This is a genomic window from Hydrogenivirga sp. (assembly GCF_056450045.1).
Window position 1 is genome coordinate 1 of the sequence record NZ_JBWONM010000078.1, and the last position, 9618, is coordinate 9618.

The 9618-nt window shown below is 51.7% G+C and carries 9 protein-coding genes; 3 read left to right on the top strand and 6 right to left on the bottom strand.

All coding sequences use genetic code 11. From position 1 onward, the window contains the following. Window positions 1-286 precede the first annotated feature (286 nt). Complete coding sequence (gene rlmB / locus AC1HCM_RS03225; RefSeq protein ID WP_479460339.1) at window positions 287-1006, bottom strand: 23S rRNA (guanosine(2251)-2'-O)-methyltransferase RlmB; 720 nt, start codon at window positions 1004-1006, stop codon at window positions 287-289. A gap of 13 nt (window positions 1007-1019) precedes the next feature. Beyond that, complete coding sequence (locus AC1HCM_RS03230) at window positions 1020-3830, bottom strand: AAA family ATPase (protein WP_479460340.1); 2811 nt, start codon at window positions 3828-3830, stop codon at window positions 1020-1022. An 89-nt stretch (window positions 3831-3919) separates the two neighbouring features. Between AC1HCM_RS03230 and AC1HCM_RS03235 the strand changes: the two genes are divergently transcribed. Genes AC1HCM_RS03235 through cas6 form a run of 3 tightly spaced genes read left to right on the top strand, consistent with a single transcriptional unit; the run spans window position 3920 to window position 7123 of the window. After that, a complete protein-coding gene (locus AC1HCM_RS03235) occupies window positions 3920-4978 on the top strand; it encodes a DegT/DnrJ/EryC1/StrS family aminotransferase (RefSeq protein WP_479460341.1) in 1059 nt (352 codons plus the stop codon). Next, window positions 4979-6313, top strand: a complete 1335-nt coding sequence (gene accC / locus AC1HCM_RS03240) for an acetyl-CoA carboxylase biotin carboxylase subunit (protein WP_479460342.1) — start codon at window positions 4979-4981, stop codon at window positions 6311-6313. A 3-nt stretch (window positions 6314-6316) separates the two neighbouring features. Beyond that, window positions 6317-7123: a CRISPR-associated endoribonuclease Cas6 gene (cas6, locus tag AC1HCM_RS03245; protein WP_479460343.1), complete on the top strand. Its 807-nt coding sequence runs from the start codon at window positions 6317-6319 to the stop codon at window positions 7121-7123. On the opposite strand, the gene AC1HCM_RS03250 is transcribed toward cas6, so the two are convergent. The 4 genes from AC1HCM_RS03250 to cas2 (AC1HCM_RS03265) are packed head-to-tail and all read right to left on the bottom strand — an operon-like array spanning window position 7007 to window position 9106. Then, on the bottom strand, window positions 7007-7720 hold the full coding sequence (locus tag AC1HCM_RS03250; protein WP_479460344.1) for a hypothetical protein: 714 nt from the start codon (window positions 7718-7720) through the stop codon (window positions 7007-7009). The two genes, cas6 and AC1HCM_RS03250, sit on opposite strands and share 117 nt — an antisense overlap. Then, complete coding sequence (gene cas2 / locus AC1HCM_RS03255; RefSeq protein ID WP_479460345.1) at window positions 7720-7974, bottom strand: CRISPR-associated endonuclease Cas2; 255 nt, start codon at window positions 7972-7974, stop codon at window positions 7720-7722. The genes AC1HCM_RS03250 and cas2 (AC1HCM_RS03255) overlap by 1 nt, the downstream gene beginning before the upstream one ends. Next, on the bottom strand, window positions 7971-8846 hold the full coding sequence (gene cas1 / locus AC1HCM_RS03260) for a CRISPR-associated endonuclease Cas1 (protein ID WP_479460346.1): 876 nt from the start codon (window positions 8844-8846) through the stop codon (window positions 7971-7973). The genes cas2 (AC1HCM_RS03255) and cas1 overlap by 4 nt, the downstream gene beginning before the upstream one ends. After that, on the bottom strand, window positions 8846-9106 hold the full coding sequence (gene cas2 / locus AC1HCM_RS03265) for a CRISPR-associated endonuclease Cas2 (RefSeq protein ID WP_479460347.1): 261 nt from the start codon (window positions 9104-9106) through the stop codon (window positions 8846-8848). Before cas2 (AC1HCM_RS03265) ends, cas1 begins: the two co-directional genes overlap by 1 nt. Between the last annotated feature and the right edge of the window lie 512 nt (window positions 9107-9618).

Sequence of the window (9618 nt, forward strand, 5' to 3'; positions counted from 1 at the left end):
TGGACACGGTCAGCGAAGAAGAGAACAGAAAACTGTGGGAGTGGGTGAGGAAATGAAAACACTCCCTAATTGAGAAGTGTTAAACTTTTACAAAAAAAATTACCACTTTTGTTACAAAAAATTTACCGCCTCAAAAGAGACCATATAAGAAATTTCTTATAATCCTTGCCTCACAATGTCCCGAAAAATCCCGCTATGTCCCGCTAAGTCCCAGAATGTTAACATAATGGGTGGTAAATTAATTTGTAAAATTAATTCGGGAATAAATCCTTCTCACTTTTGCACCTTAGAGGACCTTCCGCACAGCCTCCCACATGGCTATCGCACCAGCTGAGCCTACGTTCAGAGAGGTGGTCTTCCCCTTCATGGGTATGGTCAGAACCTCATCCGAGAGCTCAAGCACAGAGCGGGAAACCCCCCTATCCTCTGAGCCGAGAACGAGTGCGCAGGGAAGGACTATCTCCAGCTCCCTTATGTCTCTTCCTCCCTTCTCAACGGAGAAGACCCAGCCTCCCATATCCTTGAACTCCTTCAGCGCCCTGGAGAGGTTTGTCACCTTAGAGACTATCAGATGGAAGATGGCGCCCGAGGATGCCTTCACAACGGTCTGATTTATGGGTGCGGTCCTCTCCTTGGTGATGAGAACTCCAGTCCCGCCTAGAACCTCACAGGTTCTTATCAGGTTGCCCACGTTCTGGGGGTCGGTTATGTGGTCTATGGCTAAGAGAAAGGAGTTTTCTTTAATCGTCTCCGAAAAGAGCTCCTGCGGAGCTGAGTACTTAACAGGGCTCAGCAGTGCCACAACCCCCTGGGTCTTCTTCGTTCCAGCAAGCTCCTCAACCTTCTGCCTTGATACCCTCTGGAGCTTGACGCTCCTCTCCTTGGCGAGCCTTGCGAGCTCCCTGGGTGGGTGTGAGTCGTGGGCTATATATATCTTCTCAATCTCCCTTCCAGAGCGAAGAGCCTCAAGTATAGGGTTCCTTCCCCAGATTACAAAAGCTTCCACAGGATAATTCTACTTACACTCTCTCTATTATGCTCCTTACTATCTCCTTCTCAAGGGGAGAGCTTATCTTGGGTATTATGCTCTCCACGACAGCCTTCTTAGCATCCCCGTACCTCTTGAGCCTTCTGGCACACCTTATCGTATCCCTTATTGAGAATACGAACTCAACGGGCTCCTCCGACTGCTGGGTCTGATATGCTCTGTAAGCCTTCCTTATCTCGTTGGCTATCTTCAGGAGTTCAAAGAGAAGCATGATCTCCCTCTCCCTTTCGGGCGTTTTCAGCTCCTGCCCTCTCTCCGTGTGGATGTCGTTCACCACCAGATACCACAGGTATGTGAAGTCCTCCTTGTTGAGGGGGGCTACCTCCTCCAGGTAGTCCTTGAGGATTATCGCCTCGTCGGGGTAGTAGAAGCCCCTCTCGTCCTGGAAGGGCGGGTAATCAACGAACATCACGTCTGCCCTTGACTTTATATCCTGCGGAAGTTCGGACACGCCGAGGTAGTTCTGAGGGTTCATACCGCCCACGAGGATGACGTCCTGTCTCGCTTTGACAACCTCTCCGTAAGAGAGAACGAGGTATCTCCTGTAGTCAAAGAGAGGGTTGAATATCTTCACGAGGGAAGGGGGGAGTGTGTTTATCTCATCAAGGTATATGACCGCACCAGGCGTTCTCAGAGCCTTGACGAGGTCTGAATAGACCCTCCTCGTTCCCCTCTTGGGGTCAAACTCATAGACGAAGGTTATGTCCTCCTTCTCCATCTTTGAGTTGCAGGGGACTATGAAGAGGGGTCTGTTGGTAAGGGCTGAGAAGACCTCAACGAGGAAGTTCTTTCCAACACCTGCGTCACCCTCAAGGATCAGGATTCCCTCCTCGTACTCAAGCTGTTCCTTCACGAGGGAAGTGAACCTCTCAAGGTTCTGGACGAACCAGGGGGTCTCTTCGTAGGAAACGAACTCCGGTATGCGGGGCTCCTGGATTGAACAGAGACCGTTCAGGTGCTTCAGGTACCTCCCGACCCATCCGGGGAAGTGCTTGAGCTCCTCCTGAGTCAGGACGTTATTGTACCTCTTGGGCTCAACAAGGATGCCGTCTTCCCTCTCAAAGGCGAGCTTTCCGAAGACCTTGCCCTCCTGAAGTATCTTGTCCTCTACCTTGAGCCTCCACTTCAGCCTGACGGGCTCAGCCTCAAAGCGGGGGAAGGACTCTCTCCCAAACCTGACCTCCTTTTCTGATATGGCTATGGAAAAGGTTCTCAGCCTGTCCTCTATTATCTTCTCCTGCAGGGTGCGGACGAGCTTCTCAAGGGACTGGTTGTACATCTCTCTGGGGAGCTTTGAGATGAAAGCCCTCGCCTGCTTGACCTCCTCAAGGGCTTCAAGGTCCCTTATGTCCGTTGTGCTCGTCTTCCCTATAGCTTCCCTCACCCTCTCAAGGTGTCTCTCCAGCTCCCTACGGAAGTGCTCCGTTATCCTTTCCTTGAGGTCTGAAAGCTTCTCCTTCCAGGAGTTCTGGGAGCTCTCAAGCCTGCTCTCAACCAGCCTGTAGTCCTCACCGCTCACCTCTCCAGACCTGAGCCTTCCCTCTAAGGAGTCTATGAATATCTCGTAGGACCTGTCCACAAGCTTCTCCCTTGCGCTCTTTATAAGCTCCCTCACCTCCTTAAGGGGTATGTCTATACGGCTTAGCTCACCGAACTCCTTTATGGAGCCGAGCTCCTCTTCGCTGCTCACCGCCTTGAGCTTCTTCAGGAAGTCCCTGTAGAGCTTTTGGGCATTCTTGATTATCTGCTTCTGCCTCTGGGCTGGGTAGATGAAGTCTATCAGGTTTGTTTCAAGCTTCTCAAGGTAGTAGAACCTGCTCCCCTCTCTGTCCTCATACCTTGAGGTGTAGAGGCTCCCATCCGGGGAGACGTCAACCACGCTGTAGCCATAACCCTCAAGGAAACCCAAAAACTCCCTGCCGGAAAGGTCGTATATACCAAGCCTGTTCTCTTCTGCATCAGCGCTGAAGAGATACCTTCCGTCGGGGGAGATGGCGAGGGTTGAGACGTCGTGGGGTAGCTCAAGCTCAGCTTCAAGGTTGTCAAGGCTCGTATTGTAGATTATCAGCTTTCCCTCCGAAGAGTCAGCCAGCAGGAGCTTTTCTTCAAAGGAAATGAGGGCGCGTCCGGGGCTCCAGTCAAACCTCTTGAGGAGATTCCCCCCTATGCTGTAGAGGGCTGTTCCCTGAGTTCCACCGAGGGCGAGCTTACCGCTCGGGAGTATCTTGAGAGAGCGAAGGTCCCCTATCTGGGCGTCCCTGTATATGAAGGTGCTCTTGAAGTCAACCGTCTCCTGAGACAGGTCCCCGCTGAGGTCAATGGTGTATATCTTCTCACCCACAACACCGAAGGCGAGGGTGCCCTCCCTTATATCAAGTCCTCCAGTGGGTCTCAAGCCTTCCTGAGATATCCTGACCGTCTTCCATGTTGAGGGGTCCTTGGGGTCGTTCAGGTAGTATATCGCAAGGTAAGGAGAAGCAACTATTCCCAGATACTTTCCGCTGAAGACTATGTCCGTAACCGACTGGGATGGGGGTCTGGCTGGAAGGCGGTGGAGCTTGCCTGTCCAGTCGTAGAGCTGAAAGACCCCGTACCTTCTGCCTACAAGAGTCCAGTAGCCATCGTCGCTTGAGTCTATAGCCTCTATCCAGTACTCCTCTATCTTCGCATCCTCGTCCCTTTCCAGACCATCGGTTAGATAGAGTTTGAGCTCACCGAACTCGTAGCTCTCCCTTACCGTTCTCTCCTCTTTCCTTCCAACGAGCTTCTCAAAGAACTTCATGGAAATATGGTAATCAAAGATTGGGTATATAACTATGTTTTAGATACAGGTGGAGAGAAGGCGGGTGATATAATACACTCCTCAAAGCCATGATAAGGATTGTTGAACCGGTCTTTTCTGAGGAAGAGAAGAGGGCTGTTGTAGAGATAATTGAAAGCCACCAGATAACGAGGGGAAAGTGGACAAAGAACTTTCAGGAGGAGTTCGCCCGCTTTGTGGGTGTTGAGCACTGCTTTACTGTGTGCTCGGGAACCGTTGCCCTCTTCATAGCCCTCAAAGCCCTCGGTGTTGATAGGGGAGAGAGGGTGATAGTTCCCGCCATGAGCTTTATGGCTACCATTGACGCCGTTTACCTCGCCGGTGGGGAGCCCGTGGTGGTTGATGTGGACGACTACTTCACCCTTGACCTAAACCAGCTTGAGGATGCGGTCAAGAAGTACGGAGCAAAGGTAGTTATCCCCGTTCACCTCTACGGCGGTATGGCTGACATGGAAGGCATAATGGAGCTTTCGGAGAAATACGGGTTCTACGTTGTGGAGGATGCGGCTCAGGCTCACGGTGCAAGTCTGAAGGGCAAGAGAGCAGGCTCCTGGGGTCATATAGGAGCTTTCAGCTTCTACGCCTCAAAGAACGTGCCCATGGGAGAGGGTGGAGCTCTGACAACGGACGATGAGAAGATAGCCAAGAGTATAAGGAAGTGGATTGACTTCGGAGACCACCCCGCCTTTAACATCAGGATAACCGAGTTTCAGGCTGCGATAGGGAGCATTCAGCTCAGGAACCTGCCCCAAAGGAATGAAAGAAGGAGGGAGATAGCCCATAGGTACACCCGAGCCTTCTCCAAACACTTCGGAGTCCCCTCAGAGAGGGAGGAGAGCTACCACGTTTATCATCTCTACACCCTCACCCATCCCGAGAGGGACAGGATAGTTGAGGAGCTGAAATCAAGAGGCATTGATGCCAGGGTTTACTACGACTACCTCCTTCACGAGCTCAGGAACTCCGAGCACCTCCCCACACCCAAGGCGGAGAGCTTCAGGAGGGAGGTCTTCTCAATACCAGTCCACCCCTACCTTAGTGAGGAAGAGGTTGAGCTCATAGTGGAGAGTGTTTTGAGCACCGTCTCTTCTGGTAAGATAGTCTCTTAGATGTTCAAAAAGGTTCTGATAGCAAACAGGGGAGAGATAGCCCTCAGGGCTATAAGAGCCTGCAGGGAGCTCGGGGTAAGGACTGTTGCGGTTTACTCCGAGGCGGACAGGGACTCCCTTCACGTCAGGCTCGCAGATGAGGCTGTATGCATAGGTCCCCCCGAACCCGCAAAGAGCTACCTTGACATACCGAGGATAATGTCAGCGGTTGAAGTCTCGGGAGCGGATGCGGTATATCCGGGCTACGGCTTCCTGGCTGAAAACCCCAAGTTTGCGGAGATAGTCTCCAAGAGCGGTGTAAAGTTCATAGGACCCCAGCCCATGACCCTTGAGCTCATAGGGGACAAGATAAAGACAAAGGAGATAGCAGGAAGGGTCGGGATACCCCTCGTTCCGGGGAGCAACGGAGCCACTGACCTTGAGAAAGCTATAGAGATAGCGGGCAAGATAGGCTACCCCGTCGTCCTCAAAGCCTCCACAGGAGGGGGAGGAAGGGGAATAAGGATAGTCTTCAACGAGAAGGAGCTGAGGGAGAAGTTCCCCGTCGCTGTTCAGGAGGCTGAGCTCTCCTTTGGAGACGGAAGGGTCTATGTGGAGAAGTTCATAATAAACCCGAAGCACATTGAGTTTCAGGTTCTTGCCGATGCCTACGGCAACGTGAGCGTCCTCGGTGAGAGGGAGTGCTCAATCCAGAGGAGACACCAGAAGCTAATAGAGGAGGCTCCGAGCCTATCGGTTGATGATAAGAAGAGGAAGGAGATTGGGGAGGCTGTTGCGGAGCTCTGCAGGGAGATAGGCTACGAGGGTGCGGGGACGGTTGAGTTCCTGATGGACGAGGATGGGAACTTCTACTTCATGGAGATGAACGGAAGGGTTCAGGTTGAACACCCCGTGACCGAGATGGTGACGGGCGTTGACATAGTCAAGTGGCAGATAAGGATAGCGGCGGGCGAGAGGCTGAGGATAGGAAGGGTCAGGAAGAATGGCTTCGCCATGGAGTTCAGGATAAACGCCGAAGACCCCGACAGCTTCTTCCCCTCTCCCGGAAAGATAGAGGAGCTCGTCCTCCCGGGCGGAATGGGTGTAAGGGTTGATACCCACATATATCCGGGCTACACCATCCCTCCTTACTACGACTCCTTAATAGCGAAGCTCATAGTCTGGGGAGGCACGAGGGATGAGGCTATCCAGAGGGGGCTCCGAGCCCTTGATGAGTTCCTGATATCGGGAGAAGGTCTTAAGACGAACATAGAGTTTCACAGAAGGGTCCTGAAGACAAAGGAGTTCAAGGAAGGAAAGCACCACATAGGCTTCGTAGAGGAGATGATGGTCTGAGCCATGCCCGTTAAGCTGGGACTGACCCTGATCCCCGAAGAGCCCGTTCCCGCGCAGGAGCTAACCCCCGACAGGCTCCACGCCCTCTTCTTCTCCCTCGCGGGTGATGAGCTCGCCTCTTTGCTCCACGAACCGAGGAGGGTAAAGCCCTTCACCCTCAGCTTTTACATCTCCAGCTCGGGGAAGAGAAGATCCATCCTTTCGGAAAGGGAAGGTGAGGCTGAGAGGATACACATGAACGTCTCCTTTCTTGAGGATGCCCTCTTTCCGAGATTCCTTTACGGCTATATGCTCGGTGCAAAGGGAGAGTTTCATATCGGGGGGCACAGGCTCAGGGCTTTGAGAAGACCCCACATAGCGGAGAGGTACCTCAAGCCTTACGCTTCCTTATACGAAGAGGCACAGCCACTGAGGAGGGTGATGCTTGAGTTCACAACGCCGACGGTTTTCAGGAGGGGCTCTCAGGACCTTCTACTCCCCGAACCGAAGCTCATCTTCAAGGGGCTCATAAGGAAGTGGCAGGCTTATTCAGACCTCAAGATAGACATAGACCTGAGAGATTACATAGAGGATAGGGTCTTTATATCGGGGGTGTGGATAGGTAGCAGGAGGGTTGAACTCTCTGCCGGCGGGTGGATAGGAGGCTTCACGGGAAGGGTAATACTCGGGTTTGATGCCAAAGAGGAAGAGGTTTTAAGATGGCTGAACACCCTCGCCAGATTTGCCGAGTTTGCAGGGGTAGGCAGGAAGACGACCATGGGCTTTGGACAGGTGAGGTTTCACAGTGCTCTTCCCGAGGGCGAGACTTAAACACCTGCGGACGAGCACGTCAAACTTCAGGTTTGAGAGAAGGTAAGAGAGAAGAAGATTGACACACTCCCGGGGTCTCTTGGGAGGAGGGAGCTGGTAATGGAGAACCCTCTCCAGCTCCACCGAAAGGGCATAGGCTACAGCGGGGAGGAAGATAAGCTCGTGGAGTTTCAGGGGAGGCTCTCTTATAGGCAAATAGATAGGTTCCACACCAGTGTGGAGGGCGAGAAAGCCGTTGAAGGTATGGTAGGCGAGCCTGTTTGTCATGCAGAAGGCATAAAGAATCTGGAGATTTTCAATCAGAAAGTCCTTCGCTGTCCTGCCCAGAGCCCTCCTACCCAGCTCAAAAATTTCCCAAGAGAGCATATCTATCTCGCACCTGTCAACACCCGCAGGATCTATATCCATGCCTCCGAACTCCGTTCCCTCTTCGCTCACAAAGACTCTCCTCACAGGTAGCCTATCTAATACAGGGAAGCTGTAGAAGCTCAAGATCCCGGAGAGTCTGCCTATCGGAATCCTCTTCCCAGTGGCGGTTACTATGTGCCTTCTGTCGCAGGCTAATATACCCTTTCTGGAAGTCACGAAGAGATACATCAGAGCACCCAGTCCATACCCTCTATCAAAGACCCCAGTCTTCTGATCCTGTGCCTGCTACTAAGCCTCACTACAGCAAGCCTGTCGGAGCGTTCAATTAGATCAACGACGGAGCTTCTCACCTCATCGGCGGAGGGGGCTGAGAGCTCAAAGAAGCTGAGCTGGGCATGAAACCCCTTGTTCCTCAACCTCTTCATAACCTTGGTCCTTGCAGAGTTGGAGGATATGTCGTAGCAGGCAACGTATCGCTTCATGCCAAGTCCTCCCCTACCGAGAGGATGGACTCCTTCAAGCCTTTGACAACGTCCTCCTTAATTCTTTCAAACCATCCAACGAACTTGGGCAGGCTCTCCCTTCTCAGGTAAAATCCCCTTCCCTCCTTAACAAAGTCCTTTCTCTGAAAGCTACCCCGCAGTATCTCCTTCTCAAGCTCCTTGGTAACGAGGGGTCTGAGGGGTTCAATTATGTCCGAGCAGAAGCTCGCGTGGGTTCCCCTCTTGGCGTGCAGAAAAGAAATATAGGGGTCGTAACCCAGATGCAGGATCAGGGGAAAGGCGAGGGCGTATGTCAGGGAATAGGTGAGGCTAAGGAGGGCATTGACTTCGTCCGTAGGCGGTCTGTAGCTCCTTCCGGCGAACCTGAGTTCCGAGTCTGCTATGCTCTTTCTGAATCTCTCAAACATGAGCCGTGAAGCCCTCCCCTCTATACCCATCACCGCGTCAATGCTGTCCGCATCGCTCAGCTCAGCCTTCAGGTCGGACAGGTTGCTCATGTATACGCGTTCTATGTTCTCCAGCTTTCTCAGGATTATTCCTCTCGCTATCTCAAGCCTTCTGGAAAGGAAAGCCTCATACTGCCTGAGTCTGAGAGTGTTTGCACTTGATAGAAGGCTATCTATGAGCATCCCCCTGAAGGTGCCAAACCTTGATAGGAAGAAAACGGGAACCCTGCTTGAAAGAAGGAGGCTAACCGCATGGGAGGAAAGGGAAAGGTTTCCCAAAACGATGACAGCCTCTATGTATCTGACGGGCTTTTCTACGCTTCCTGAGCTGTTGATAAACCTCAGCCTCTCACCGACCTTCTTAACGTCCGCCTGACCGAAAAGAAGGATAAACCTCCTCCCCATCAGACCACCTCAACATCCCAAGGCTCCAAAGGGTAGCCTTCAAAGACTTCTATCTCCTCCACAGGATAGAAGAATACCCTGTCCGTTCGTGGGTCTATGAGCTTCTTTATGTCAAGGTATATCCTGTCAAGCTCAGATTCAGACACATCGGGAAGGTAAAAGACGCTCAGCTGAATCCTGTAGCCGTACTTTGTTAAAAGTCTGGATACCTTGGCTCTTACCTCGTCCTTTCTGATATCGTAGGCGACCAAGAACCTCATCATCCGTTTAAACCCTCAGAAGTCTGCAAACCTGACGCCTCCGGCGTGATTGAAAAAGAATGATAGATGAAGGACTTACAAAATTTTAAAATTTGTTATTGTAAGTTGTTGATATTACGCTCAAAATCGTGAAAGATGATAAGGATCATATTCTATTTTTAACTGAAGTTCTAATCTTATTGAAGCTCAACATGCAGGGAGGGATTCCCTGCCGGCTCCTTGACAACTGAATAGGGCTTGATTTTGAGCAAAGCGTTGGGGGATGCACTCGGGAAGGAACGCATTGATATATCTGCAAAATCCCGACACCAACCCCAATTGCAAACAATTCGCAGTTCTAAGTTATTGATAAAGAGGGTTTTTAATAGGTAGGGTTACAGTCATCCCTAAAAAATGAGGGATTGCGACCTTCTCTCTTGAGCTTTGAGAGGGCTTTGAACTTGTCTTTGGTTACAGTCATCCCTGAGAAATGAGGGATCCAGGTCTCTGTTTTCACCCAGAGTCAGTTATTG

What these genes read in the sequence shown, in the direction of transcription:
- AC1HCM_RS03230 (WP_479460340.1), bottom strand. Translation starts at nt 3,830, where the DNA reads ATGAAGTTCTTTGAGAAGCTCGTTGGAAGGAAAGAGGAGAGAACGGTA.
- AC1HCM_RS03235 (WP_479460341.1), top strand. Translation starts at nt 3,920, where the DNA reads ATGATAAGGATTGTTGAACCGGTCTTTTCTGAGGAAGAGAAGAGGGCT.
- accC (WP_479460342.1), top strand. Translation starts at nt 4,979, where the DNA reads ATGTTCAAAAAGGTTCTGATAGCAAACAGGGGAGAGATAGCCCTCAGG.
- cas6 (WP_479460343.1), top strand. Translation starts at nt 6,317, where the DNA reads ATGCCCGTTAAGCTGGGACTGACCCTGATCCCCGAAGAGCCCGTTCCC.
- AC1HCM_RS03250 (WP_479460344.1), bottom strand. Translation starts at nt 7,720, where the DNA reads ATGTATCTCTTCGTGACTTCCAGAAAGGGTATATTAGCCTGCGACAGA.
- cas2 (WP_479460345.1), bottom strand. Translation starts at nt 7,974, where the DNA reads ATGAAGCGATACGTTGCCTGCTACGACATATCCTCCAACTCTGCAAGG.
- cas1 (WP_479460346.1), bottom strand. Translation starts at nt 8,846, where the DNA reads ATGGGGAGGAGGTTTATCCTTCTTTTCGGTCAGGCGGACGTTAAGAAG.
- cas2 (WP_479460347.1), bottom strand. Translation starts at nt 9,106, where the DNA reads ATGAGGTTCTTGGTCGCCTACGATATCAGAAAGGACGAGGTAAGAGCC.